At 72.4% G+C, this 26363-nt stretch carries 25 protein-coding genes; 15 read left to right on the top strand and 10 right to left on the bottom strand.

The features are described 5' to 3' along the window. Positions 1–72: 72 nt before the first annotated feature. The gene (locus tag WME82_RS15930; protein WP_438043531.1) at positions 73–1497 is read left to right on the top strand and encodes a hypothetical protein; all 1425 of its coding nucleotides are present in this window, start codon (positions 73–75) and stop codon (positions 1495–1497) included. Between the two features lie 45 nt (positions 1498–1542). On the opposite strand, the gene WME82_RS15935 is transcribed toward WME82_RS15930, so the two are convergent. Beyond that, positions 1543–2118 (bottom strand): DUF99 family protein, encoded by a 576-nt coding sequence (locus WME82_RS15935; protein WP_438043532.1) that lies wholly within the window; start codon positions 2116–2118, stop codon positions 1543–1545. A gap of 60 nt (positions 2119–2178) precedes the next feature. Here WME82_RS15935 and WME82_RS15940 point away from each other — a divergent pair, with 60 nt between their 5' ends. Further along, positions 2179–2853 carry a hypothetical protein gene (locus tag WME82_RS15940; protein WP_438043533.1) on the top strand — a complete coding sequence of 225 codons (675 nt, stop codon included), beginning with the start codon at positions 2179–2181 and terminating at the stop codon, positions 2851–2853. 59 nt (positions 2854–2912) lie between these two features. On the opposite strand, the gene WME82_RS15945 is transcribed toward WME82_RS15940, so the two are convergent. Then, a complete protein-coding gene (locus tag WME82_RS15945) occupies positions 2913–3881 on the bottom strand; it encodes a COX15/CtaA family protein (protein ID WP_437746335.1) in 969 nt (322 codons plus the stop codon). 190 nt (positions 3882–4071) lie between these two features. Here WME82_RS15945 and WME82_RS15950 point away from each other — a divergent pair, with 190 nt between their 5' ends. The 7 genes from WME82_RS15950 to WME82_RS15980 all read left to right on the top strand — a co-directional run bounded on the left by WME82_RS15950 (position 4072) and on the right by WME82_RS15980 (position 10709). After that, the gene (locus WME82_RS15950) at positions 4072–5238 is read left to right on the top strand and encodes a diguanylate cyclase (RefSeq protein WP_437872200.1); all 1167 of its coding nucleotides are present in this window, start codon (positions 4072–4074) and stop codon (positions 5236–5238) included. A gap of 22 nt (positions 5239–5260) precedes the next feature. Continuing rightward, the gene (locus tag WME82_RS15955; protein WP_438043534.1) at positions 5261–6715 is read left to right on the top strand and encodes a sigma-54-dependent transcriptional regulator; all 1455 of its coding nucleotides are present in this window, start codon (positions 5261–5263) and stop codon (positions 6713–6715) included. Positions 6716–6782: 67 nt separating this feature from the next. Beyond that, a complete protein-coding gene (locus tag WME82_RS15960) occupies positions 6783–8174 on the top strand; it encodes a TolC family protein (protein WP_438043535.1) in 1392 nt (463 codons plus the stop codon). Positions 8175–8272: 98 nt separating this feature from the next. Continuing rightward, positions 8273–9064, top strand: coding sequence for a cytochrome c biogenesis protein (locus WME82_RS15965; protein WP_437746339.1), 792 nt, complete (start codon positions 8273–8275; stop codon positions 9062–9064). A 4-nt stretch (positions 9065–9068) separates the two neighbouring features. Next, positions 9069–9347, top strand: a complete 279-nt coding sequence (locus tag WME82_RS15970) for a CcmD family protein (protein WP_012235482.1) — start codon at positions 9069–9071, stop codon at positions 9345–9347. Further along, positions 9347–9490 carry a hypothetical protein gene (locus tag WME82_RS15975; RefSeq protein ID WP_012235483.1) on the top strand — a complete coding sequence of 48 codons (144 nt, stop codon included), beginning with the start codon at positions 9347–9349 and terminating at the stop codon, positions 9488–9490. Before WME82_RS15970 ends, WME82_RS15975 begins: the two co-directional genes overlap by 1 nt. Before the next feature lie 79 nt (positions 9491–9569). Further along, the gene (locus WME82_RS15980) at positions 9570–10709 is read left to right on the top strand and encodes an acyl-CoA dehydrogenase family protein (protein WP_437552715.1); all 1140 of its coding nucleotides are present in this window, start codon (positions 9570–9572) and stop codon (positions 10707–10709) included. A gap of 124 nt (positions 10710–10833) precedes the next feature. Here the strand turns inward: WME82_RS15980 and WME82_RS15985 are convergent, their stop codons facing one another. Both WME82_RS15985 and WME82_RS15990 read right to left on the bottom strand, forming a co-directional pair. Further along, the gene (locus WME82_RS15985; protein WP_438043536.1) at positions 10834–11799 is read right to left on the bottom strand and encodes an FHA domain-containing protein; all 966 of its coding nucleotides are present in this window, start codon (positions 11797–11799) and stop codon (positions 10834–10836) included. Between the two features lie 259 nt (positions 11800–12058). Next, complete coding sequence (locus WME82_RS15990) at positions 12059–12208, bottom strand: hypothetical protein (protein ID WP_157906681.1); 150 nt, start codon at positions 12206–12208, stop codon at positions 12059–12061. Positions 12209–12530: 322 nt separating this feature from the next. Between WME82_RS15990 and WME82_RS15995 the strand changes: the two genes are divergently transcribed. Both WME82_RS15995 and WME82_RS16000 read left to right on the top strand, forming a co-directional pair. Beyond that, positions 12531–13757, top strand: a complete 1227-nt coding sequence (locus WME82_RS15995) for a protein phosphatase 2C domain-containing protein (protein WP_438043537.1) — start codon at positions 12531–12533, stop codon at positions 13755–13757. Beyond that, a complete protein-coding gene (locus WME82_RS16000; protein WP_438043538.1) occupies positions 13754–14479 on the top strand; it encodes a pseudouridine synthase in 726 nt (241 codons plus the stop codon). Before WME82_RS15995 ends, WME82_RS16000 begins: the two co-directional genes overlap by 4 nt. Here WME82_RS16000 and WME82_RS16005 read toward each other — a convergent pair. From WME82_RS16005 to argJ, 6 genes are all read right to left on the bottom strand, one after another. Next, positions 14445–15545 carry a dipeptide epimerase gene (locus WME82_RS16005; protein ID WP_438044897.1) on the bottom strand — a complete coding sequence of 367 codons (1101 nt, stop codon included), beginning with the start codon at positions 15543–15545 and terminating at the stop codon, positions 14445–14447. The two genes, WME82_RS16000 and WME82_RS16005, sit on opposite strands and share 35 nt — an antisense overlap. A gap of 28 nt (positions 15546–15573) precedes the next feature. After that, on the bottom strand, positions 15574–16182 hold the full coding sequence (locus WME82_RS16010; RefSeq protein ID WP_438043539.1) for a TlpA family protein disulfide reductase: 609 nt from the start codon (positions 16180–16182) through the stop codon (positions 15574–15576). 20 nt (positions 16183–16202) lie between these two features. After that, positions 16203–16670, bottom strand: a complete 468-nt coding sequence (gene fabZ / locus WME82_RS16015; RefSeq protein WP_012235490.1) for a 3-hydroxyacyl-ACP dehydratase FabZ — start codon at positions 16668–16670, stop codon at positions 16203–16205. A 41-nt stretch (positions 16671–16711) separates the two neighbouring features. Further along, a complete protein-coding gene (locus tag WME82_RS16020; RefSeq protein WP_437746345.1) occupies positions 16712–17320 on the bottom strand; it encodes an OmpH family outer membrane protein in 609 nt (202 codons plus the stop codon). A gap of 48 nt (positions 17321–17368) precedes the next feature. Then, positions 17369–18244, bottom strand: coding sequence for a hypothetical protein (locus WME82_RS16025; protein WP_438043540.1), 876 nt, complete (start codon positions 18242–18244; stop codon positions 17369–17371). A gap of 331 nt (positions 18245–18575) precedes the next feature. Continuing rightward, positions 18576–19751 carry a bifunctional glutamate N-acetyltransferase/amino-acid acetyltransferase ArgJ gene (gene argJ, locus WME82_RS16030; protein WP_438043541.1) on the bottom strand — a complete coding sequence of 392 codons (1176 nt, stop codon included), beginning with the start codon at positions 19749–19751 and terminating at the stop codon, positions 18576–18578. 124 nt (positions 19752–19875) lie between these two features. Here argJ and WME82_RS16035 point away from each other — a divergent pair, with 124 nt between their 5' ends. From WME82_RS16035 to WME82_RS16050, 4 genes are all read left to right on the top strand, one after another. Continuing rightward, positions 19876–21492 (top strand): hypothetical protein, encoded by a 1617-nt coding sequence (locus tag WME82_RS16035; protein WP_438043542.1) that lies wholly within the window; start codon positions 19876–19878, stop codon positions 21490–21492. 9 nt (positions 21493–21501) lie between these two features. Further along, complete coding sequence (locus WME82_RS16040; RefSeq protein WP_438043543.1) at positions 21502–22362, top strand: hypothetical protein; 861 nt, start codon at positions 21502–21504, stop codon at positions 22360–22362. A gap of 167 nt (positions 22363–22529) precedes the next feature. Beyond that, positions 22530–24647 carry a DUF2169 family type VI secretion system accessory protein gene (locus WME82_RS16045; protein ID WP_438043544.1) on the top strand — a complete coding sequence of 706 codons (2118 nt, stop codon included), beginning with the start codon at positions 22530–22532 and terminating at the stop codon, positions 24645–24647. Positions 24648–24726: 79 nt separating this feature from the next. Next, positions 24727–26187 carry a serine/threonine-protein kinase gene (locus WME82_RS16050; RefSeq protein WP_438043545.1) on the top strand — a complete coding sequence of 487 codons (1461 nt, stop codon included), beginning with the start codon at positions 24727–24729 and terminating at the stop codon, positions 26185–26187. Positions 26188–26363 lie beyond the last annotated feature (176 nt).

The raw sequence follows: 26363 nt of genomic DNA on the forward strand, positions 1-26363 counted from the left end.
GAGTGTGGCCGACGTTTGGCCAAGCGCGCGGTGGAGCGTGAGGGTCCGAGGCGACCAGGAGAGGGAGTGGAGATGACGTTCCGATCGTTGCTTGTGGCTGCCGGTGTCCTGGGCAGCATCTCGGTAGCGTCCGCGCAGACGCCGCCCGCCCCGCCGACAGCTCCGCCGGTCGATCCCACGCGGCTCCAGCCGACCGAGCAACCGGCCGCCCCGGCGCCGGCGGCGCCCGGCGCTCCCGCTGCTGCGGCTCCCGGCGCTCCTGCTGTGGCTCCCGGCGCGCCGGCTGCTGCGCCGGGCGTCGCTGCTGCGCCGGCTGCCGCTCCGCCCGCGGAGCCAGCGCCCCCCGCGCAGCCTCAGCCTCCGGCGGAGCCGCCGTCACCCCCGGAGCCTCCGCGGCCGGATGCAGCGGCGGTCTCCCAGGTGGTGCAGTGGAATCAGGCCACCGCGGCGGACGCCGTGCAGGAGGAAGACGAAGAGACGAGCCTGCGCTGGCGCGGGACGAGCTTCACCTGGAACCAGGCCGGCAGCACGACCCTCTTCGGCGTCGGCGGCGAGTACACGCCCGACATCCAGGTCTACGGCTGGGATTTCACGCTGCGGCCGAGCTACTACCTGCTCGATCGCCCCAAGGAGAAGGTGTCGCTATCGGCCGAGGTCGGCTGGCTCGTCGAGCTCACGAACAGCGACACCACCGCCACGTACCGGGAGCCGCAGCTCAAGGACATGTCGCTCGGCGCCCGGTACAGCCGCGCGCTCTGGGAGAGCGGCGGCGCGAACAAAGGCGAGTACAAGACGGACGCGGCCATGCGGCTGCGCGTGACCCTGCCGACCTCGCCGCAGAGCTGGAACTCGGGCGATTACTTCACCCTGTCGGTGGGCCCGCAGGTGATCCAGAAGATCAAGTTGCTCGGTTCGAAGGCCGACGGGCTCAACCATGTGACGGCGACGCTCGGCGTGACGTACGCCCACCTGTTCTCCAGATCGATCATGCGGGTGAACCCCGACATCCGACGACTCCGGCAGAACCCGAGCGGTGAGGTCGCGCGCGACGAACAGCTGAGTGGGTATGCTCAGGTCCTCAATCGCCTGACCACGAGCCTCGATCTCGACGTGCCGCTCTACAAGGACCTCTCGCTGGGGGCGAGCTTCGGGCTGCTCAGCCGGTTCAAGCCCGAGCTCGGAGAGGGATGCGTCGAGATCAGCACCGGCTGCGCCCGGTATGGCTCCGACGGGACCACCTACCTCCCGAACACGGCGTTCGACATCAACGTCAGCTACCCGGTCTACGAGGTCGTCGACCTCACGCTCGGCTACAACAACACCACGGGGCAGCTCGGGGAGGACGGCCAGCGCAGGAACTTCTTCTACAGCCCTGACGCTCAGTTCTATCTCGACATCAACGCCAACCTCGACGTCATCTACTCGAAGGTGACAGGCCGCGGGAAGAAGGCCGAGAAGGCGGGCGCCGCCAGCGCTCCGCGCCGGCAGGCGCTCTGACGCGCGCGAGCCGCCTCGGCTCGTCAGCGGCTCGTCAGCGTCCCGTTACGCGCGCCCGCGGCTCTCGCCGGTGGTCAGCCCGCCGGCGATGAGGTGCGCGGCGCGCAGGGGCTCGGGGAGGTGGCCGTTCACCGAGAGCCGCGCGATGAGCGCGCTCGCGTCGTCCAGCGAGATCCCGGCGCGCTGCACGTACACGCCCGCGACCGGCTCCATCGGGCCGGCGCGCTGGATGAGCGCCCACTTGCGGCGCCCCCCCCGGATGCGCGAGAGCAGCGCGTCGCGGATCGCGTCGAGGTCCGGGAGGCGCCGCGCCACCACCACGACCGGCAGGGCGAGGGCGTCGTGCAGCGCCGCGAGATCGACGACGTTGAAGCCCGCCACCGCGATGCCCTGGAGCATCACCACCTGCGCCTGGGCGTAGAAGCGCGAGCCGCGGATCATCGCGGCGATCGCGGGCGTGGCGTTCCGCCCGTCGCGCCTCACGCGGGTGGCGAGGACGCCCTCGAGGCGCAGCCCCGAAAAGACGGTCCCGACGACCTGCACGTCGCCGCGGTGGTCGCGGGCGAACGGCGCGTCGTCGACGCCGATGACGTGCGAGAAGCGTGGAGCGCGGGCCGGCACACGAAGAGCTTACCGTGCTGCCGCCTTTGCCGGGCCAGGCGGTCGTGCTGTACTGCCAGGATGCGACCTTCCGGGCACCTCTCGCTGAGCCTCTCGCTGGCCGTCGGCCTCGCCTCGTCGCTGGCCCTCGCGCAGGGCGCCACGGCCCAGCCGGCCCCGAAGGCCGCCGCGGCGCCGGAGAAGGCCGCGGCCCCGCAGAAGGCGGCGGTGAACAAGCCGCGCGGCGGCAGCGCCGGCGCGCCGAAGCGCCCCGGGCGCGCGCGCAAGCCCAAGAAGGACGCGCAGGCGAGCCTCACCGGGCGGCCGGTCGCCACTTTCCCCGGCTTCCGCATGCTCCCGACCGGCGGCTCGCGCGTGTTCGTGCAGATCCACGGCGGCAAGGTCGACGTCGCCGAGTCGAAGGCCGCCGGACGCCTCGTCTACCGGCTGAAGGGCGCGGGGGCGATCCAGACGAACCGCTTCCCGCTCGTGACGTCGTTCTTCGCGACCCCGGTGACCCAGGTGCAGCTCGTCGGCCAGGGCAACGACCTCGACATGGTGATCGACCTGCGCACCCAGGCCGACGCGACCTACCGCGTGCTCGAGACCGATCAAGGGATGGTGCTCCAGGTCGACTTCCCCCCGTCCGTCCCCGAGCAGCGCTCCGCGGCGCCGGCCGAGGGAGCGCGCAAGCGCTCGGAGCGCCGCACGATCTCGCAGGACCCCGGGAGCGACGAGGAGAGCTCGGATCTCTAGAGCTCCGGCTGGCCGCGGCGGGGGCCCGGGCCGCGGCCGAGCTCACCGCTGGAGGACAACTAGATGGCGACCGCCTCCCGCCGGGCCTTCTCCCCGGGCGGGCCCGCGTCCGCCGCCGAGGCCGACTCGCTCATCGCCGCCGCGGCGAACGTGACGAGGACCATCCACAGGAGATCGGCGAGCAGGAGGTGGACGAGCTGCATCCACACCGGCGCGAGCAAGAAGAGGTTGAGGAGCCCCGCGCCGATCTGCAGCAGCACGAGCGCTCCGGTCGCCGCCGAGAGCCGCGCGACCTCGGGCGAGGGGCGCCGGGCAGCGACGGCGCCGCGGGCGAAGAGGAGGTAGACGCCCACCGCCGCCGCCACGGTCGGGTGCAGCACGCGCAGCTGCAGTAGGAAGTGCGCCGCGGGCGAGAAATCCTGCGCCAGGCCCTCGCGGAGCGACGCCGCGGCGAAGAGCGTGTCCCCGAGCGCGGCGATGGCCCCGGTCACGCCCACCGCCAGGACCCCCGCGAGCCCGGCGCCGAGCAGCGCGCCCGTCACCCCCTGGCCGCGCAAGCGCACGCGCCGGCCCCCGCGCGCCCAGTAGAGGGTGCAGGTCATGGCGCCCACCAGCAGGAACGTGTTGATGAGGTGCACGGCCATCCAGATCGCGCGGGCCGCCGACGCGTCGTGGGCGACGTACTCGAGCAGGACGATCCCGGCGCCGACCGCCGCCTCGGTGATCATGAACAGCATCGACGCGGCCGCGCCGCCGCGCACGGGGTGGCCCGACGGATACGCGACGAAGGCCCAGACGAGCTGCAGCGCGACGAGCAGGAACGCGACGCCCGAGGTGGCGCGGTGCGTGAACTCGATGAAGGTCGCCGCGCTCGGAGCGCGTGGGATGACGTCGCCATTGCACGTCGGCCAGTGGCTGCCGCAGCCGGCCCCCGAGCCGGTCGCGCGCACGAACGCGCCCCACAGGATCACGCCGAGCGTGAAGGCCAGCGCGAGCGCCGCGAGCTTCCAGAACCGCGCCTGAGTCATGCCGGGTCCTTACCGCGAAACCAGCGCGACGGCAGCCCGCGAGAGATCGGCGATGCATGGGCAACTTGCCCGGGCAACTCCTGCGATTGCCTTCGTGATTGCGCGCGACCGCGCGCGACCTTCGGCGAGGCGGCGTCCGCCGCAGCGCGATCTCGTTGCGCCCGGCCCCGGCTGAAGGGAGGATGTGCCGGTGCCGAACAGCGACGAACTCCGAAGCGCTCCGCTCTCCGCGCCGATCGAGCTCCCGAGCGGTCGACCGGCCAGGATCGTCGTCGCGGACGACGACCGCCTCGCGCGCCAGATGCTGGTGAGCATCCTCCAGAAGGCGGGCTTCCAGGTCGAGGCGGTCGACGACGGTCAGGAGGCGATCGAGCTGATCGGGCGGGGAGGGGTCGATCTCGTGCTCCTCGACATCGTGATGCCCCGGCTCACCGGCCTCGAGGCGTGCAGGCTGCTCAAGAGCATGACCTCCGAGTCGTTCCTCCCCGTCGTGCTGGTCACCGTGAAGAGCGACACGGCGAACCGGGTCGAGGGGCTCAAGATCGGCGCCGACGACTACGTCTGCAAGCCGTTCGAGGAGGAGGAGCTCCTCGCGCGGGTCGGCGCGATGCTCCGGATCAAGCGGCTGCACGACCAGGTCGCGGCGCAGCGCGCCTACCTGGAGCAGCTCTCCATCCACGACGAGATGACGGGGCTCTACAATTACCGTTACCTCTTCACGCGGCTCAACGAGGAGTTCAAGCGCGCGGAGCGGTACCACGAGCCGTTCGCCTGCGTGCTCGTCGACATCGATCGGCTGAAGGCGATGAACGAGACCGGGGGGCGCACGCTCGGCGACGCCGTGATCCGGCGCGTGGCCGATGGGATACGCCGCTCCGTCCGGGAGGTGGACGTGGTCGCGCGCTACGGCGGCGAGGAGTTCCTCATCGTCCTGCCGAGCACCCATTTCGCCGGGTCGCTGACGGTGGCCGAGCGGATCTGGCGCGAGGCCGCCGGCAACCCGGTCGAGTTCGGCGGAGAGGCGAGGCCGTGCAGCGTATCGATCGGCGTCGCGCTCTATCCCTCGCGCGACGTCCGCTCCAAGGACGGGCTGATCCGCGCCGCCGAGAGCGCGCTCAACCAGGCGAAGCGCGAGGGCGGCAACCGGATCTGCGTCTTCCAGCAGCACGGCCAGATCTACACGCCGGCGGCGAGCGGCGAGCCGCAGTCCTCGCCGCCGCCAGGGAAGCTCCGCCGCTCCAGCGATCCCGCCTTCGCCGCGACGCACGCGGCGCACACGGCCGCGGACGAGCCGAGGGAGCCGCAGACGCGCCGGGGCACCGACCTCCCGCCCTTCGCCTCACGCAAGCCGCTGTAGCCCCGCCCCGCCGCTCCGCCTCGTGAACGCCGCAGATCGCGCCCGTATCCTCCTCGTCGACGACGAGCCGGCCCTGCGCCGCGGCCTGGCGCGCGCGCTCGTGCGCGACTTCGACGTCCTCACCGCGGAGGACGGCCCCGCGGCGCTCGGGCTGCTCGCGACGACCCGCGTCGAGGCGGTGCTGCTCGACCTCGCCATGCCGCGCATGAGCGGCGCCGAGGTGCTCGATCGGATCAGGGCGACGTACCCCGACGTCGAGGTCGTCGTGATGGCCGGCCACGCCGACCTCGACGCCGCGATCGCGGCCGTGCGCGCCGGCGCGTACGGGTTCGTGACGAAGCCCGTCGACGCGGAGGCCGCGGTCTCGATCGCGATCGAGCGCGCGATCGAGCGCCGGCGGCTCGAGGGCCGCGCGCGGGCCCTCGAGGAGCGGGTCGACGAGCACGAGCAGCTCGGCGAGGTGATCACGAGCTCCGCCGCGATGCAGGACGCCTACAGGAAGGCGCTCGGCGTGGCGGCCGTCGGCGCGCCCCTCCTGCTGATGGGCGAGCGCGGGACGGGCAAGGAGCTCGTCGCGCGCGCCGTCCACCGGCGCGGCCCGCGCGCCGCGCGGCCGTTCGTCGCCGTCGACTGCAGCGCGCTGCCGGGGTCGCGGGCCGAGGTCGAGCTCTTCGGCGAAGGCGGCGATGCCTCGCAGGACGGGCGCGCCCGCGGGGGCCTGATCGAGGCGGCGGACAAGGGCACGCTCTTCCTCGACGAGGTCTCGGCGCTGCCGCCCGCGGCCCAGGCCAGGCTGCTCCGGGTCCTCACGCACAGCGAGATCGCGGGCGAGCCGCGCCGCGTCGACGTGCGCGTGATCGCGTCGACGTGCGAAGACCTCCGCGAGCTCGCCTCCGCCGGCCAGCTCCGGGAGGATCTCGCGTACCGCCTCGGCGTCATCGTCGTCGAGCTGCCGCCGCTCCGGCGGCGCAAGGAGGACGTCGCGCTGCTCGCGAGCCACTTCCTGAACCGGTGCGCGCGCAGGCACGGGCGCGACGTCAAGCGGATCGGCCCCGAGGCGGCGCGCCTGCTCCGCGAGCACGCGTGGCCGGGCAACGCGCGCGAGCTCGAGAGCGCCATCGAGCACGCCGTGATCTCCGCGCGCGGCGAGGCGATCCTGCCCGCGGATCTGCCGCCCTCGGTGTCGGGGCGCTCCGGGCCGCCGCTTCGCCCTCCGAGGGACGCGCTCGTCTTGCCGGCCGAGCTCTGCGATCTCCCCTACGCGGAGGCCAAGGAGCGCGCCGTCGACGCGTTCGATCAGATCTACGTCGGGCGCCTGCTGGAGCGCACGGGCAACAACCTCAGCGAGGCGGCGCGGCAGGCGGGGATGGATCGCTCGAACTTCCGGAGGCTGAAGAAAAAGGTCGCGTCGCGCGGAGACGAGGCAGCGCAGGGGGAGAGCGACGGGGCGGGGCCGAGCAAGGGCGGCGCGGGCTGACGCGCGGGCACGTCGCGCGCGCACGTCGCAGAAGCGCGCGGCCGGCTCGTGCTACGTTGCGCCGAAAATGGCCCGACGCGCTGCACGAGCTGCCCTTGCTGCCGCCGCCGTTTCCCTCGCGGTCCGGCTCGCGCCGCTCCCTGCTGCCGCCGCCGACACCGGCGGGGCGCCCGGGCGGCGAGCGGCGGTGGTCCACGATCTCCCCGGCGTGCTCGCGCTCGCCGACCGCAATCACCCGAACGTCGCCGCCGCGCGCGCGAAGCTCGACCAGGTCCGCGCGCAGCTCGACGAGGCCCGGTACGCCCCGTTCTCGCAGTTCAAGCTGACGGGCGGCGTCGCGCTCGCGCCGACCGTCCGCGGGAACAACGTCTTCAGCCCGAACACCGACGTCTCGCTCACCTCGAGCCTCGGGGTCGGCTGGCGCGTGAACATCGACGGCGTCGTCCCGCTCTGGACGTTCGGGAAGATCACGAACCTCTGGGACGCCGCCGAGGCGAACGTCCGGGTGAACCAGGCGAGCGTCGAGAAGGAGCGGGACGCGGTGCGGCTCGACGTCCGCAAGGCCTATTTCGGCCTCCAGCTCGCGCGCGACTCGCGGAGCCTGCTCGTCGACGTGAGGGCCGAGATGGACAAGGCCCTCCGGCGCCTCGAGGAGCAGGTCGAGAGCGAGGAGGGTGATCCCATCGAGCTGCTCAAGCTGCAGACCTTCGGGGCCGAGCTCGAGGCGCGCGGGGCCGAGGTCGACAAGTACATCTCGGTCGCGCTGGCGGGGCTGCGCTTCTACACGGGCGTCGCGGATCTCGACATCCCCGACGTCCCGATCCGCCCGCCGAACCACCGGCTCGGCCACGTCACCCGTTACCTGACCGCCGCGCGCCTCTACCGGCCGGAGCTCGCGCAGGCGCGCGCCGGCTTCGACGCGAGGTCCGCGCAGGTGCGGCTCGCGCGCGCGCAGCTGTTCCCCGACATCGGCATCGCCCTGCAGGTCGGGGTGAGCGCCGCCCCGGAGGTCGCGGATCAGCTGAACCCGTTCACCAGCGACCCCGGCAACTTCTTCCACTACAGCGCGGCGCTCGCGCTGCAGTGGAAGCTCGACCTCTTGCCGCAATCGGCGCGCATCCGCGCCGCCGAGGCGCAGCTCGAGGAGATGGCCGCGACGCAGCGCTTCGCCATGGGCGGGGTCGCGACCGAGGTCGAGACCGCCTATGCCGAGGTCGTGGAGGCCCAGAAGCGGCTCGACGCCTACACCAAGGCGGCCAAGTACGGGAAGCGCTGGCTCGTGATGGTGCAGCAAGGAATCGACGTCGGCACGATGGCGGACAAGGATCTCATCGATCCAGCCAAGGCATATGCCACGAACCGATTTAACCAGCTGAACGCGACGATGGATCTCGACATGGCGATGTCGCGGCTCGCGAAGGCGACCGGCTGGGACGCCATCGCGCCGGACGGCACCTGAGCGAGGGGGCGGCCGCGCTGAGGCACGCGCCGCGTCGCTCGGCTCCGCGTCACCCCGGCTTGAACGCGACCGTCCTTGGCAGTACGGTGCGCGACAGCATGGGAGCCAACGTCAACGTCGAGCGGGCGCCGCACAAGGTGGCTTTGGCAGCGAACGGTGATGCGGCGCGGCGCGCGACGAGCGGCGCGTCCGCGGGCGCCAGCATCGCGTTTTACGTCCTGCTCGCGGCGTCGGCCCTCGCCGTCATCGGCACTCTCCACTTCGTGGCGTACGTCGTGCCGACCGAGGCCACGATGGGGATCGTGCAGAAGATCTTCTACTTCCACGCCCCCGCCGGGTACGCGATGTACATCGGCGCGACCGTCTGCTTCATCGGCTCCGCCGGCTACCTCGCGCGCGGCACCCAGCGCTGGGATTCGCTGGCGAAGGCCGGCGCCGAGGTCGCCGTGGCGATGGGGCTGATCGTCCTCGTCACCGGCCCGCTGTGGGCCGCCAAGGCGTGGGGCGTGTACTGGACGTGGGATCCGCGCCTCACGACGTCGCTGCTCAGCGTGCTTATCTACATCGCTTACGTCGTGCTCCGCGCCTTCACCGGCGACAGCGACGCCGAGCGCAAGTTCGCGGCGGCCCTGGGCGTCCTCGGCGCGGCCAACCTGCCGATCATCCATTATTCGGTGAAGATGTGGGGCGGTAACCACCCCACGGTCATCACGGGCAAAGGCGGCGGCCTCGGGCACCCTGACATGAAGATGGCGCTCGGCTTCGGCTTCCTCTCGTTCACCCTGCTCACCCTCGCGCTCGTGTGGGCGCGTTACCGCGTCGATCTCGCGTCCGCGCGGCTCGCGGAGCTCGAGCAAGAGGCCCTCGAAGCCGGCATCGGAGAGGACTGACAACGTGAAATCCAATCATTCCTTGTTCTCCCATGCGGCGTTGCAGCAGCCGACGAGCACCACGACGGACGACCGAGCGCAGGCGTTCCGCCCCGTTCAGGGGGGGAACGACATGCAGAGCGGAGAGAAGCTGCTGGTCGAGGCGTACGCCGCGATCTGGCTCATCCTCTTCGCGCTGGTCTTCGTCTCCTGGCGCCGGCAGAAGCAGATCGACCGGCGCATCGACGCGCTCGAGGCCGCCGTGCAGAAGGCGCGGGCTGGAGCGGGCCAGGGGGCGAGCTGATGCCGAACCTGGGGGAGATGACCCCGCAGCACGCGCTCTACATCCCCGTGGTGCTGATGCTTGGGCTGATCGTCGGCTACATTCTGGGCAGCCGCGCCGTGCGCGCCGAGCTCGAGCGACGCAGGCGCAGAATGAAGGAGTGACGGGGGCGCAGGCCCTCGTCCCGCGTAGCTGGCGGGCCCGGTGAGCGCCGTCCCCGCCCCACTAGCCGGAGGTCACAAGGTGGTCGATTTCTCTGTGAGCGAAGAGCACAAGGCTCTCATCGATACGGCGCGTCGCTTCACGAAGGAGCGCATCCTCCCGATCGCGGCCGAGTGCGATCAGAAATCGTACTTCCCGATGGATGTCTTCGTGGAGGGCTGGAACATCGGCCTCGTCAACCCGACCTGCCCGGCCGAGTACGGCGGCCCGGGGATGGGCGAGCTCGAGAACGCCCTCCTCGCCGAGGAGCTCTCGTACGGGTGTACCGGGATCCAGACGAGCTTCCTCGCGAACGGCCTCGCGCTCACCCCCATCAAGCTCGCCGGCAACGAGGATCAGAAGAAGAAGTACCTCGGCATGCTCACCGCCGAGCCGATCATGGCGAGCTACTGCACGAGCGAGCCGGACGCGGGCAGCGACGTCGCGGGCCTCAAGACGCGCTTCACGAAGCACGGGGACGACTACGTGCTGAACGGGCAGAAGTGCTGGATCACGAACGCGAGCTACGCGCGTTACTACGTGATCTTCGCGACGTCGAACCCGGAGCTGCGGCACAAGGGGATCGCGGCGTTCATCGTGGACCGCGACACGCCCGGCGTCCGCGTCGGCAAGAAGGAGGACAAGCTCGGCCAGCGGGCGAGCGACACCGCCCAGGTGTTCCTCGATGATGTGAAGGTGCCGAAGGCGAACCTGCTCGCGCCCGAGGGGCAGGGCTTCAAGCTCGCCATGGAGACCTTCAACCAGACCCGCCCCGACATCGGCGCGGCCGCGACGGGCCTGATGCGGCGCTGCGTCGACGAGTGCGTGGCCTACGCCAAGGAGCGCAAGACCTTCGGCCAGCCGATCGGCAACCACCAGCTCATCCAGTGGATGCTCGCGGAGATGGCGATCCGCGTCGAGGGGACGCGCCTGCTCTACCAGAAGGCTGCGTGGAACCTCGATCACGGGGTGCGCGACCCGATCGTCTCGAGCTTCGCGAAGGCCTACGGCGCTGACAGCGCCATGCAGACCGCCGTGGACGCCGTGCAGGTGTTCGGCGGCAACGGCTACGTGAAGGAGTACCCCGTCGAGAAGATGATGCGCGACGCGAAGGTGCTCCAGATCTACGAAGGCACGAGCCAGATCCAGCGCCTCGTCATCGCGCGCCAGCTTCTAGCGTAGCGCGCCGCGCTCCTCGCGGCGCGGCCTGGGGAGTGCGGTGCTTCGGCCGGACGTGCCGCACTTCGGGGATCGCCAGGCGTCTCGCCGCGAGGGCGGCCAGCGGACGCGACGCGCGGCCAGCGTGTCAGGTCTGCGGGTGCCAGATCAGCGTGAGCTCGGGGCCGAGCGTGAGCGCGAGGCCCTCGGCGGGCACCATCACGCGGCGGACCTTCTGGCCTGCGAACCTCGTCCCGTTCGTCGAGCAGAGATCGAGGGCCATGATCTCCGCGCCGTCCCGCAGGAGCAGCAGGTGGGTCCGCGAGATGTGCGTGCTCAGGACAGAGCGCAGGCCGCGGTCCAGGCAGTTGTCGGCGCGCCCGAGCAGCACGCCGTCGTCGAGCGCTTGCTGGGGCAGCTCGACCGCGGCGCTGCGCTCGCTCGATTGCAGCGTGAGCCGCACGTACCCGCTCTTCGCGCGCGGCGCCACCATCTCCTCGATGTGCGAGACGGGGCGCACCGACGTGATGTGCGAGATCTCCCCGCGGGCGAAGCGGTGGCTGGTCGTGATGCCCTCGGTCGCCGCCGGCGGCGCGGCGCCCTCGATGACGGCCTTGCCCGCGACGCTCTCGAGGCCGCGCGGCGGCTCGCTCATCCCGCACGAGCTCACCTCGAGCACCCTCGACGAGGCGCGCGGCCCGACCGGGAGCCCGCCGACCACGTGCTTGCCGATGCGCACGAGCAGCGGGCCGCTGACGACGATCGACCGCCGCGGCACGTCGTCGTCCACGAAGAAGGGGATCGAGGTCTGCAGATCCATGAGCCGCAGCCCGAAGGCGCCGTCGGGGAGGTTGCAGCAGGTGGCGACCAGGTGGCGCACGCAGACATCGTCGCCCGACGCGAACTTCATGTCGCAGCGCGGGTGCGAGCCGAAGACGGCATATGCGCCGCTGTTCGCGGGCAGGTCCATCCACGCGACGTCACCGCCTGACACCCGGAACAGCCGGTACCCCTCGCTCATCGGCGACTCGGGAGGGTTCAGCGCCATCACCGCCTCGGCGGTGGACAGCGCTCGCCGCATCGTGGCGACGTCGATCCGCGGTTCTACCGTCATCGCGCGCTCCACGAGCGGCGCGAGGTCGCGCGCCCCGCGGTCCGCGTCGGACCGCCGAGCTCGAGCGTGAATGGCCGAGTCGCTTCGCAGGCCTCTGGCAGAGCCGCGGCAGGAGCGAGCGTGGTGGATGTCAGACAGCAGCGAGGCCTCATGCGGTCGAGCCGAATCCTACCGGAATTTTTCGTCTGGGGCTCTTTCGCTGCGCGCCCCGAATCTGCTGTGGCCGGCGGGGCTCGGGTCCAGACGACGGCTGTCCGGTTCAGCTCACGCCGACGCTGACCTCCGCAACGAGCTCGCCGCCCCAGCGCCAGAAGGCCACCGAGCGGCTGAACAGGACGATGACCTCCAGCCCGAGCCCTCCGCCGAATTCGAGCCGAAAGCGCCCGACGTCCACCTCGATGAGTTGCATGCTCCCCGAAGACGCGAGAGTCGGGCCAACCGTGGATCCGTGCGCGTTGCACGCTGGTGTGTCCGCCGGGGGCACGGCCTCGCCTCGGCCGGTGCGCAGGGCGCGCCGGCCCGCGGGCGTCAGCGGGGCGGGGCCAGGGCGAGGCCCCGCTGCGCGCCGCCGCGCCAGGGGGGCAGCGGGGCGGCAACGTGGCGCGCGCTCGCGGCAGGGGGAGGGGCGAGCGCCGGCCGAGCGCCGGCCGAGCGCCGGCCGACGCAGGCGAGCGGGCGTGGAGCCGTCGCGCGGTCGCCGACAGACGCGCCATTTTGACGCCGCCCGCACGGTGTCTATCCTGGTCGCGGTGTCCCGGATCCTCCCACGCTTCGACTATCGCATCGAGTTCGCCGCATCGACCGATGTCGGCCTCGTCCGCCCGAGCAATGAGGACCGGATCCTCTGTTGCCCCGAGCTCGCCCTCTTCGGCATCGCCGACGGCATGGGCGGCCACGCCGCGGGCGAGGTCGCGGCTCAGATCGCCGTCGACACGGTGCGCGGCGAGGTGCTCCGTCCGCCCGCCGCCGCCATCCTCGACGCGTACGTGGCCGACCCGAACATCGAGGCGCGGCGCGAGGTGTTCGCGCTGCTCCGGCGCGTGGGCGAGGCCGCGCACGCGGCCATCCTGGAGGCGCGCCGCACGGAGCCGAGCTACCAGGGGATGGGCACGACGCTCGATTTCGTCGTGCTCGCGCACAGCCGGGCGTTCTTCGCCCACGCGGGCGACAGCCGCGCGTACCTGGTTCGCCCGACGACCACCGTCCAGCTCACCCAGGACCACGCCCTCTACGATACGCTCCGCGCGGCCGGCAACCCGACCCCGGCCAGGAAGCCGCAACGGAACCCGCTCGTGAACGCGATCGGGCTCGCGGGCACCGTCGCGGTCGACACCGTGTTCGTCGATCTGTCGCGCGGCGACCGCATCCTCCTCTGCACCGACGGGGTGCACAACGCGATCGACAGCGAGGCGTCGCTCTCGCGCTTCTGCTCGAAGGGCGGGCCCGAGGAGGTCGCCGCCGGCCTCCTCGGCCACGCGCGCGAGCGGGGAGGCCACGACAACGCGAGCGTGATCGTCATCGACATCAAGGAGCGCTTCGTCAAGCGCGCGGACGACGCCGGCCCGTCCTCGCGCGATCTGTCGGTGCTCTCCGCGTGCCCGCTCCTCGCCGGCATGAGCCCCGCGGCGGTGCTCGGGGCGCTCGCGGCCGGCGTGGAGGTGGAGCTCGGCGCGGGGGATCGGATCCCGCGCGACGTCGCCAGCGATCTGGTCGCTTACCTGGTGCTCGACGGGGCCGTGAATCTGCCGGACGGGCGGCGCGTCGGGTCCTCCGGCCTGCTCTTCCCGGAGTCGCTCGTGGGGGCGCGGCGCAAGGGCGATCTGCCCGTCGCCGCGGCGCGGACGCGGCTCATCCGGATCCGCAAGGACGATTTCGCCGAGGTCTGCGAGCACGACGCCGAGCTCGCGGCCGCCCTGTACCAGCGGCTCGCGCGGTACCTCGCGCTCGGGACCGGATGAGCGCGGCCGCGACGCAGCTCTCCCTGCTCCACCTGGACGATCGCGTCGCGGCCTTCGCGAAGCCGTCCGGGCTGCTCGTGCACCGCGGCTGGGGCGACGCGCCGGTCGTGTTCGTCGACCTCGCCGAGCGCGCGCTGGGCCGGAAGGTCTACCCGATCCACCGCCTCGACCGGGCGACGAGCGGCGTGCTGCTCGTCGCGCTCGACGCCGCCGCCGCCGCGCTGCTCTGCGCGCAGTTCGAGCAGGGCCTCGCGCGGAAGCGCTACCTGGCGCTCGTCCGCGGCGTGCCCCCCGAGCGCGGGTGCATCGATCACCCGATCCCGCGGCGCGAGGGGGGCCCGCGCGTGCCGGCCGTCACCGACTTCGAGCGCCTCCACGCGCTCGAGCGCTACGCCGTCGTCGAGGCGCGCCCGCGCACGGGCCGCCTGCACCAGGTGCGGAGGCACCTCAAGCACATCAGCCACCCGATCATCGGCGACGTGAACTACGGCAAGGGCGAGCACAACCGCCTGTTCCGCGAGCGGTATGCGCTGCACCGCCTCGCGCTCCACGCGGCCGAGCTCGCCGTCGCCCACCCCGAGACGGGCGCGCCGCTGCGCCTCGCCGCGCCGCTGCCCGACGACCTGCGGGGCCCGTTCGATCAGCTGGGCGTGCCGGCGTGGATCGGCGCCGTCGGCGACGCGGCCGCTAGCCCGCCCCTGGAGAGCGGCGCTTCGGGGTGACGCCGTGGCCGGCGCGGATCCCCTCGAGGGAGAGCGCCGGGCCTCGCTGGACGAAGCCGCCGTCGAACGGGTTCTCGGCGAGGAACATGGGCGTGTCGAGATCGACGAACGAGAACCCGCCGAGGCCGGCGGCGAAGCACGCCGACGCCGTCATCGCGAGCACCGACTCGACCATCCCGCCGATCATGAGCCCGAGCCCCGCGGCGCGGGCGACCGCCGCGATGTCGAGCGCCTCGGCGATGCCGCCCTTCATCAGCTTGATGTTGACCACGGTCGCCGCGCGCTCCGCCGCGACGCGGAGGACGTCCTCCGCGGAGGCGGCGCTCTCGTCGGCGGCCACGTCGACGCCCGCGCGCCGCGTGACCTCCTTCATGCCGTCCCAGTCGTCCCGCGGCACCGGCTGCTCCAGCAGCGCGACGTCCGCGCCGAGCCGGCGCGCGTGCGCGACGAGCGCGAGCGCCTCGCCCGCCGTGAGCCCGCCGTTGCCGTCGAGGATCAGCGACGCCCCGGGCGCGGCCGCGTGGATCGCCTCGATGCGCGCGGGGTCCGACGCGGCGAGGCGGCCGCCGACCTTCACCTTGAGCGCGCCGAAGCCCATGGCCGCGGCGCGCCGCGCGGCCTCCTCCGCGCGCTCCGGCGAGCCGGTGGTGATGGTGATGTCGGTCGTGAGAGCCGTCCCGGAGCCGCCGAAGAAGGCCCAGAGCGGCATGCCCGCGCGCTTCGTGAGCGCGTCGAGGATCGCGGTCTCGATCGCGCAGCGCGCCGCGCCGGCGCCGCCCCCGGACGCCTCGCGGAGCGCGCGCGCGACGGCGCGCCACGCGCGCGCGTCCGAGCCGACCACGGCCTCGCGCAAGGAGAGGGCGGCGGCGCGCGACCCGTCCTGCGTCTCGCCGTTGAAGGCGGGCAGCGGCGCCGCCTCGCCGAAGCCGAGCGTCCCGTCGGCGAGCTCCACGGTGACGAGGAGGTTCGCCGCGCGCTCCTGCGCGCCGCCGGCGATGCCGAACGGCTCGTGCAGGGGGATGTCGAGCGCCTCGACCGAGACGCGCCGGATCAGGGTGGGGGTCATCAAGACGAGCGTCGCCTCCTCGGGAGCGTCAAGGGGATCGGCGGCCGCCGTCGGCAGGCGGCGGAGCCGCCGGGCCGAGCAGCGCCTCGACCTCCCGGGAGATCTTGTCCTCCTCGCCGTCCTCGTAGCCCGCGTGGATATGGCGCACGACGCCGTCCCGATCGACGACGAACGCGGTCGGCATCCTCCGCGGCCTGTACGCCTTCTCCGCGCTCTGGTCCTTGTCCCAGAGGATCTTGAACCTGACGCCCGCCTCGTCCGCGAACCCCGCGAGCTGCTCCGTCGAGACGTCCTCGGGCGCATCGAGGGAGACGGCGAGCACGGCGAGATTGCCGCCGAAGCGGTCGACGAGCTCCTGGTACTTGGGGAACGATCTTCTGCAGGGACGGCAGTAGGTCGCCCAGAAATCGACGATCACCACCTTGCCGCGCGCCTCCTTGAGCGTGGAGGGCCCCTCGCCGCTCACGACCTCGGCCGCGAGCTCGGGCGCCGCCGAGCCGATCAGGCCGCCGCCCGTCTCGGGCGCCGGGGGCGCGACGGGCGCGGCGCCGCCGCAGCCGCCTGCGAGCGCGAGCGCGAGCGAGGCGCAGAGGGCCGCGAGGACACGGGCGAACGACGGCGACGGGCTGGGGCTCATGTCGAGATCTCTCTCTCCGTTCAGGGCTCACGATCGACGATGGAAGCGAGCATCTCTCCCTCGGCGCAGAGCGTCCCGTCGACGCTCGCCTCGCCGCGCAGCTTCCAGACGTTCGAGCGGTGGTGCAGCACCTCGGCGTAGAGATCGAGCCGGTCGCCGGGCGTCACGGTGTGGCGGAACTTCGCCTTGTCGATGCCGAGGAAGAACATGAGGTTCGACGTGGCGTCGAACGGATCCGACGCATAGGCGAGGATGCCGCCGAGCTGCGTGAGCGACTCCAGGATCAGCACCCCGGGCATGATCGGCCGCTGGGGGAAGTGCCCCTGAAACCAGGGCTCGTTGTAAGCGACGCACTTGTAGCCGCGGATGCACTTGTTGGCGGTGATCTCCGTCACCCGGTCGACCATCACGAGGGGGTAACGGTGCGGCAGGATCGACAGGATCTGATGGATGTCGAGCGTGACGGGCGCTTGGGTTCGCTCAGGCAAGGCCGGCTCCTTTCCGCGGTGTGGAGCGCGCGGGCGGCGCGCTACTTCGCGTCGTCCTTCTTCTCTGCCTTGTCGCCGCCCGCGTCGTCCTCGCCGCCGCCGGTGTTGTAGAGCTGGATGACCTGCTCCGTCAGATCGAGATCGGCGCGGACGTACGGGGCCGCTTGCTTGTCGAAGATGATCTCGTAGCCCGACTTCTTCGCGATCCTGCCGACGATGAGCATCATCTTCTTGAGGATGGGCCCGGTGAGCTCGCCCTGCTTCTTCTGGAGCTCCTTGTTGTAGTCGACGAAGACGGTCTGGAGCTCGACCATCTGGCGCTGCCAGTCCTCCATCCGCTTCTGGAGCGACTCGCGCGAGAGCACGCGCGACTGCTTCTCGATGTCCTCGCGCGCCCGCTGGAGCTCGGTCTGCTTCGCGTCGAGCTCCTGCTGCCGCCGGTCGAAGAGCTTCTTCAGCGTGGCCTGCGCTCGGATGCCGTCCTCCGTCTGCATGACGGCGTGCTGCACGTCGACGACGGCGATCCGGGTCTCGGCGGCGGCGACGCTCGGCACGGCGAGGGCGAGCGACACGGCGGCGGCGCGGGCGATCCGAGCGAAGAGCGGCGCGGGCCGATGCGCGGGCCGATGGACGGGAGAGCGGGAGACCATTGGAGGCGATTACCCGCCGCGTGACGGACGGTCAAGGTGTGCGGGGGATCAGAGGCACTTGCCCGAGATGCAGCTCTCGCCGTCGGGGCAAGGCTCGTCGAGCGAGCACTCCGGCGCGACCTCCTCCCGCGTCTTGCAGAACCCGTCCTCGCAGCCGACGAAGCGGCTGTCGATGAGCTGGCAGGCCCGGGTGTTCTCGCATGGGTAGTGGCAGTAGCCGTCCTCCATGCACTCCTGGCCCTGCGCCGCGCAGGCCTTGGCGCCGCAGCCGGGCTGAGGCGAGGGGTCGTCCATGCACGCGCCGGTGACCGCGTTGCACACCTCGCCGGGCGCGCAGTCCGCGTGCGTCGCGCAGCCGGTGGTGCAGGCGCCGTCGACGCAGACCGCGCCGCCCTCGCACGGGGCCGCGTCGCCGCACTCGGGGTTCGCGGGGTCGGGGACGCAGACGCCGCGGTCGCAGCGCGTGCCGGGCTCCGCGCAGGGCGCGGCGCTGGAGCAGCCATCGGCGCACTCGCCGTCCACGCACACCCTGCCGTCGCCGCACTCGTAGCTGAACTCGCACGCCGCGATGCAGAGCCCGTCGACGCACCGCGTGCCGTCCTCGCACGCGCTGTCGCCGTCGCAGGGACACGTGGTGAGCTCCGCGTCGCACTCGGCCTCCGCGCCCCCCGCGCCGCCTTGGCCCGCGCCGCCCTGGCCCGGGTCTGCCGGACCCGCGCCGCCCTGACCCCCACTGCTGGCGGCGTCGATGTCCGGCTCCACGGGGCGACACCCGTAACCGTCGCAGAGGAAACAGTTCTCACCATCGGGGTCGCACTGGAGCGACGCATCGCCACAGCCGCCGCAGCCCGTCGCGGTCGCGGTGATCATCAGGAACAGCGCGCCTCGACCCAGGATCTTCGCAAGGGGGGAATGAAGAAGCATCGAAGTCCTCCAGCGGCGGCCGGCACCGGCGCGGCCTTCCCGCACGACTACCATGACGCGCGCTAACACGCAGCGTGCCACGGGGCGGCAGGAGAGGAGCGCCGGGAAGCCCGACGAGGCGCTCATTTTGTGAACCCGCTTGTGAACCTGCGTTCACCTGCGCTCGTCGCGCGAGGTTCACTGATCCGCGGGGATCGTGCGGCGGTGAGGCGGGGGACGGCCGGCGCTCGGGGCCCGGGAGCGATGGGGAAGGCCGCAGCCGGCGCTTCCGGTCGGGGCGAAGGCGCGGGGGCGCTCCCTGCGAGCAGCCCGGCCGGTCACCCCGCGAGGATCAGGAGCGGTACCCCGCGTTCACGTCGACGTAGCCGTGTCCGAGATCGCTCGTGAGGTAAGCGAAGTCGCCGGGGCCGCCGCCGAGCACGAGCTCGATGACGTACGTGTCGCGCGCGAGCACCTCGTTCGCCTTGAGCTCGGCTTCCGCCCCGACCGGCGCGCCGTTCCGCACGATCGGGATCCCGCCGACGAGGATCTGGGCCTCGCGCGGGTCGAAGGGGACGCCTGCGCGGCCCGCGGCGGCGAGCAGCCGCCCCCAGTTCGCGTCCTTGCCGAACAGCGCGGTCTTCACGAGCATCGACGTGGCCACCGTGCGCGCGACGGCGCGCGCACCGTCGCGCGTCGCGAGCCCGCGGACGCGGATCTCGGCGACGTGCGTGCTGCCCTCGCCGTCGGCCACCATCGAGCGCGCGAGCTCGCCGCAGACCTCGGTGAGGCCCGCCGAGAGCTCGTCGCGCGAGACGCGGCGCTGGGACGCGCCGGAGGACAGGAGGAGCACCGTGTCGTTGGTGCTGGTGTCCCCGTCGACGCTGCACGCGTTGAACGTCACGTCGCACGAGGCCGCCAGCGCGTCGCTCGCCTCGCCGGCGTCGATCACGGCGTCGGTGAACAGAAAGACGAGCATCGTCGCGTGGGGCGGGCCCACGTCGGGGTGGATCATCCCGGCGCCCTTGCCGATGCCGAGCAGCGTCGCGCCGGCGCCGAGCTTGCGCTGCGCGAGCTTCGGCCAGCGGTCGGTCGTGCAGATCGCCTGGGCGAAATCGAGGTAGCCTTTCGGCGACAGGCGCGCCGACAGCTCGGGGACACGCTCGATGATCCGGTGCGCGGGCAGGACGGCGCCGATCACGCCGGTCGAGGCGGGGAGCACCTCGTCCTCCGAGGCGCCGATGGACTCGGCGACGGCGCGCGTCGTATCGAGCGTCGCCTTCCAGCCTGCCTCGCCCGTGCACGCGTTCGCGCACCCGCTGTTGGCGACGACGGCGCGAGCGCGCCCCGACCGGACGCGCTGCATCGCGATGTCCACCGGCGCCGCGCGCACCACGTTCCGCGTGAACATGCCGGCCACGATCGCCGGCTGATCGGCCACCGCGAGCGCGACGTCGATGCGCCCGTCTTTCCGGATCCCGGCGCTGACGGCGCCGAAGCGAAACCCTGCAACTGGCTCGAAGCTCATGAGGGCGCCGAGTCTACGCACGAACGCGCGCCGGGAGAAAGCGACAAGCGGAAGGCACGCGCCCCGGGGATGAGACGCCCGGAGGCGGCCGGGCTGAGCGCGGCATTTGCAATGCTCTGCCCCGATGATCGCGGTCCGGATTGTCGACATCAAGGGCCTGTATCTGCCGGGCTTTCCCGACAGCACGGCGCCGCCGGGGACGACGCGGGCGGCTGGATATAAGCCCGGTTACAAGAGCCTCGATAACCGGGGACGCGTCTACATCAACAGAGATCTCGATGGGCAGTGGGCAAAGAATACGCAGCTCGTCGAGATCACCGTCGAGGTGACGAGCTCCGAGGGCGAGCCGCCAGAAGGAGCCCGGATTCGCTGGAGCGCGCGCGATCCAGACGATCCATCGAATGAGCGGCCGGAGGTGCACCCGGACTGGGCTGCCACCCTCGACGAGAACGATTACGACGCCGCGGGGGACTATGTGGCGCCGGCTGAAGACGACAACGAGGGATCGCAGGACAGGGCGCCTGGCTGGGAAGAGGTGGAGGGCTATGCGCTGTCCGAAGCGACGGAGACCAGCGCGAGCACGGCGATCGCCGGGAGGAGGAGCAAGGTCCGGCGCCACATGACCGACATCGCCGGAGACAACCTGATCGTGAGCGCCGAGATCGACGCCGATGGCATCGCCGAGGCGGCCGGCGACGAGACCGGGATCATGACGCTCTGGCGACGGATCGACGTCGAGTACATCCGGATGGAGAGCGCGCCCCCGGTGCCCGTGGAGCAGGCGCCGGAGCACTTCGAGCCCGTCTTCACCCAGCTCGATTTCACCGAGGCCCGCGTGATCCAGGACCTGCAGCACATGGCGCTCGACGCGGGCACGCTCGGCGAGATGGCCTCGCGCTTCGTGAGCGAGCAATTCGAGCACGCCGGGGAGCCTGGCTGGTTCTGCCTGATCGCCGCGCTCGAGCCGCACGCCGTGCCCGAGGTCCGTGGCGAGCCGCTGTTCTCCGGCAGCGTCACGATCCTGGACGGCGGCGAGGGCGAGCGGCGCGGCGAGTACGTGGAGATCCCTGGCGCCCACCCGGACGCGAGCTACGTCACGTTCCGCTGGGACGGCTGGCAGATGAGCTTCTCGGTCGCGAGCGCGGCCATCCTCGGCGACCCGCCGCGGACCCGCCTCTGGATCGCGCCGCACGACATCCAGAACCAGTTCACCGCGGGCGACGGGTCGCTGGCGCACGCGTACGAGCGGCGCCTCTTCTTCTTCCCTCGGGCCCGCCGCAGGGACGGCGCGTGGGAGCCACCGGGCTACGGCATCCCCGCGCGCGTCGAGGCCGACGTGCGGGGCCCAGGGGCCACCTACACCGCCGGCTTGAGCCCCACGATCGACGTCGGGCCGGCGAGGTACTTCGCCGGCAGGACCATCCTGTTCACCCATCACAGGGCGTGGTGGGACCCCGAGGGGGCGCGGCCCCGGCGCGGGTACGAGCAAGCCACGCTCCACACCATCGTCCACGAGCTCACGCACGCGTTCGGAATGCCGCACAAATGCGGCTACTTCGATTACCGGACGCCGCGCCAGACGACGTGTTGCATGAACTATCGGTCCCACTGGATGGTGGACGCCGACCAGCAGCTCATCCCTGGAACCGACGGGCGGGTCGGCAACGACCTGTGCGGGCGCCACGTGAAGGAGACCCGGCGCGTGCGCCTCGAGAACAACAGGGGACTTCGATGGAGATGAGGGGCCGTCATGTCCGATGAACACGCGCGGAGCGCCGGGGACCCGGTCGGCCCGCCTGGGCTGGTGCTCCGTTCGCTCGATCACGATCGCCGCTATGTGCTCGGCTTTCCCCTGCACGTGGCCATCACGCTGTGCGCCGACCGCCCTCGGGCCTGCATCCTGCGGTTGCCGCGCCCGAGCTGGGCGGGCAACGCCGGCGCGATCGGCGTCCGCCTCGCGCGGGCGGGCACCGGCGAGGAGGTCGTGAGGACCGAGCCTGCGCCGGTCGTGCTCCCCGACCACGGCACGCCGGTGTTCCGCCTGTGCCCGGGCGAGTGCAGGCGCATGCTCATCGACGTCTCGTCGTACCTCCCGGCGGGGCTCGAGCCCGGGCAGTACGCGCTGGCGATCGTCTACGTCGGGCCGCCGGACCGCGCGGAGAGCGCGCCGGCGCCGATCGAGCTCGCGGCGCCGAGCCCCGAGGAGCAGCGCGAGCTCGGTCGCCTCGCGCCCGAGGCCGCCCGCGCGGGCTCCTGGGGCCGCTGGACGAGCCTCCCTCCGGACAGCGGCGCGGCGGTCACGAGCCGCGTGGAGCCGGGCGACCCGCTCCGCTTCGACCGCATCCTGCGTTATCTGATGTACGGGCCGCAGCCGCTCGGCGACGTGGACCCGGCCCTCCTCGACGTGCTCCGCGGCGTCTACGAGCCGGAGGCCCACGTGCTCCGCGCCGAGATCTACGCCGCGCGGGGAGACACAGCGCGCTTCGCGGAGGCGGCGGCGTTCATCCGGGCCACCTATCCGGGGCTCACCTGGTGGATCGAGCGGATCGAGGCGGGGCAGAGCGAGATCGGCTTCGTCCGGGCATGCCGGGCGAACCCGTGCGGCGGGTGAGCGGCGGCTCCGGTCCACGCCCGCTCACGCCCTCGCCGCCGCGCCGGCTCCACACGCAGATCACGCGATTGCAACGCGATGTTCACGTTGAGCGGGTTCAATGGTCGCTGAGCGATGCTTGACGCGATGCGAGCCGTGGCGAGGTGTTTCTGCAGGAGGACGGGGGCATGAGCGCGCTGCCGCCCGACGCCGTGGCGTCGCTCCCGGGCGCCGAGGCCGCCGCCGTCTCGTGGCGCACGCAGGGCCAGCGCTACATCACGATCATCGTCAAGGCGAGCTTCGCGTTCACGCCCGGCGCGGCCATGTGGCGGACGGAGCCGCAGGAGATCCTCCGCGCCGAGGTCCATCACGGCAAGAACCCCGCGCGGAGCGTGCGGTTCACCGGCGATCTCGCGCCCTACCTGGGCCGCGCGGACGTGCTCTTCACGGGCGACGCGCACGCCCCTGACGGGGCGCATGTCGAGTGCTTGCCGGTGCGGCTCGCCGTCTTCGGCGCGGGCGGCTGCGCGCTCGACAAACGCCTCCTCGTCCGCGACAAAAAGCCGTTCCAGCGGATGCCCCTCGTGTACGAGAAGGCAGCGCGCGGCGCGAACGGGTGGGAGAACCCCTTCGGCATCGACGCGGGCGACGGTGAGGCCAGGGTCCTCGATCCCCAGGACCCCGCGCGGCCCGCGGGGCTCGGCCCGATCGCGCGCGCCTGGCCCGTGCGCAAGCGGCTGCTCGGCAAGACCCGGCGCGAGACGCTCGAGGGTCCGAACGCGGAGATCCCCGCTGGCTTCGACTGGTCGTACTTCCAGGCGGCGCCCCCGGACCAGCGGACCGAGTATCTGCGCGGCGACGAGTGGATCGTGCTCGAGAACCTGCATCCGGCCGCTCGCCGGCTGGAGATGCGCCTGCCCCGAGCGCGGGGCGTTGCGCGGATCCACGGGCTCGCCGCGCCTCCTGCGACGGGGGGCGACGTCATCGAGCTCAACGCGGACACGCTCCGGATCGACGGCGCCGAGCAGCGGTGCACGGTCGTGTGGCGTCAGATCGTCCCCGTCCCCGACGACCTCGCCCTCGGGGCCGTGCGGATCGCGGCCGGCGTCTCGGTCCACGGCGAGGCGCTCGCGTGGCCCGACCTGCGCCCCGGGCGGGCCTCGGGCGCCGCGGGAGCGGCTCCGGATGCGCTCCCGATCGGCCCGCGAGGGACGGTGCACATCGAGGACGCGCCCGGCCAGGCGCGCCAGCGGGGCGTGGATCCGGGGCGCACCATCCACCTCTCGGACGACGAGATCGAGCTCATCGACCTGATCCAGCCCCCGTCGCCGCTGCAGACGGTCGCGCTCTCCGACGAGCAGGGCGAGGCGGCGGTGCGCGCGCCGGCGCTTCCGTTCGCGCCCGCGCCGGGATCGGCGCGGCAGGGCCGGCCCGAGCCAGCGCGACCGCAGATCGATGCCGTCGCGAGCGCGACGCTCGCGCTGTCGAGCGAGGAGGAGGCGCGCGTCGGCGAGCGGCCCGCGATCCCGTTCTTCTTCGACCCGAGGCCGGCGCCGCGCGTCGAGCTCGGGGCGCCGATCCCCGGCGCGCCCTGGTCTGGCGCGCTCGCTTCACCGGCGCCCGGCCCGTCCATGGGGCTCGCGACCCTCGCGCTGGAGGAGGATGTTCCGCCGCCGTCCGCCGAGGTGTCGCCGCCGCCCATCGAGTCTTCGTCCTCCGCCGCCCCGGCCTCGGGCGTCCTCGCGCGCGAGCCCGAGCGACCCGCCGCGTCCCGCTTCTTTCACGTCCTCCGGCGCGAGGATGAATCGCCCTCCGCGTCGATCACGCCGCTCGGTGACGGCGAAGAGGTGAGCCTCGAGCGGTGCGCCATCGTCACGGCGGAGCTCGCCGAGAAGCCGGTCCCCCGCGCCGACGTGCTCAGGGCGCACGGCCTGTCGGAGGCGCGCTGGGCAGAGGCCGAGCGGCGGTGGAGGGACGCGATGACGGAAGAGACCAGGCGCCGCGAGCGGGCGCTCCGCGACAGGTTCGACGCCGCCTATGTCGGCGCGTGGGAAGCCATCTGTGGCCCGCTGCACGCGGCCGACTATGCCCGGCTGATCGTCGCGACCGAGCGCAGCGGGGGCGCCGCGGCGCTCGGCGACCGCGCGATCCGACGCACCGTGTGGGTGCGCATGAAGCGGCTCTGGGCCAGGCGCCTCGCCGACGATCCGCGCCTCAGGGCCCGCGTCGAGGCCGAGATCGCGAGGCTGCGCGAGGCGCCGCGCCAGCGCGCGCAGGCCGGCGCTCCCGCGGCGTACGCCGTCTGAGCCGCGTCGCGCGCCGTGCCCCTTGACCGCGGCGCCCGGGGTTCCGAACATCATCGCTGGTGCAAGCGATGGTCCGTTCATGATCGACGCGTCGACGCTGGGCAAGGAGCTCGCGGGCCGGTACAGCGTGGAGGGGCTGCTCGGCGTGGGCTCGATGGGCGCCGTCTTCCGCGCGCGCCACCTCGCGCTCGCGCGGGTCGTCGCGATCAAGGTGCTCACCGGGCACACGGATCCGAACGCCGGGGAGCGGATGCTGCGCGAGGCGCGCATCTCGGCGCTCATCAAGTCGCCGCACGTGGTGAGCTGCTACGACTTCGGCTTCCTTTCGAGCCGATCGCCGTTCATGGTCATGGAGTACGTGGGCGGCCCGTCGCTGGCCGCGCGGCTCCAGGATGGGCCGCTGCCGCTCGACGATCTGCGGCGCTACATGCTCCATGCGGCGCGGGGGATGGCCGCCGCGAACGAGCTCGGCGTGATGCACCGCGACCTGAAGCCGTCGAACATGCTGATCGCGCCGTCAGGGGAGCTGAAGGTCGCCGATTTCGGCCTCGCGCGCCTGACCGCCACGACGGGGCCCTCGGCGCTCCGGGAGCAGCCCCTCACCGCGATGGGCACCGTGCTGGGGACGCCATTTTACATGGCGCCGGAGCAGGCGTGGAGCCCGCAGGAGAGCGACACGCGCGCGGACATCTACAGCTATGGCGCGTCGTTCTACCACGCGGCCACGGGCCAGCGGCCGTTCGAGGAGCAGGAACTCCTGCCGCTCCTGCTCGCGCACCGGCAGGACATCCCGGCCCGGCCGCGGGCGCTCCGTCCCGAGCTCGACGAGGACGTGCAGGCTGTCCTGGAGCGCTGCCTGGCCAAGGACCCGAAGGACCGCTTCCAGTCCTTCGACGAGATCGACGCCGCCCTCGTGGGCGCCCAGAGCACCCGCTGGGGGGACCCGCACGATCTGACGCTCCGCGTGTACATGGAGCAGTACAAGCGCTTCCGGCCCGCCCTCCTGTCGGGCGGCCCTGCGGGGCCGGTCACGGCCTTCCAGTTCCACGGGGACAGGACGCTCTCGATCGTGCGCGCGAACATCGCAGGCGTGTCGGCCGACGCGCTCGTGAGCGCGGACGACGGGCAGCTCACCATGTCGGGCGGCGTGGCGCTCGCCCTGAACCACGCGAGCGGCGGCGTGTGCCACATGGAGACGCGCAAGTACGTTCCCGTGCGGCACGGCGGGGTGGTGGTCAGCTCCGCTGGGAGGTTGAACGCGCGGTTCGTGTTCCACGCGATCACGCTCGACTGGGATCACGTGGCGACCTACAGGCCGACGCGCGACCTCATCCTGCGGCTCCTGGAAGGGTGCTTTTATCACGCGGACACGATGAAGCTCCGGAGCATGGCGCTTCCGCTGCTCGGGGCGGGGAGGGCGGGCTTCTCGCCCGCCGAGTGCCTCGACACGATGGTCGAGTTCCTCGTGAAGGCGATGCTCCTCGGCGGGACAGGGCTGTCGCACGTGACGATCGTGCTCCGGGAGGGCGCTGGGGTCTGAGCGAGCGCCCTCCTCGCGGGACTCAGGCGGGTGCGGGGCCAGCGAGAGAATCGTCCGGGAAGCACCAGCAATAATCCACACCGGACGTCGTGGTGCAGCACCGGATCCCATGTAGCCCGTCCTCGACGATAAACGTTTGGGTCCGCACGGCGCTGCGCCGCGGGCCGCCGGTCGTC

The organism is Sorangium sp. So ce128 (assembly GCF_051525245.1).
GTDB classification, from domain to species: domain Bacteria; phylum Myxococcota_A; class Polyangia; order Polyangiales; family Polyangiaceae; genus Sorangium; species Sorangium cellulosum_B.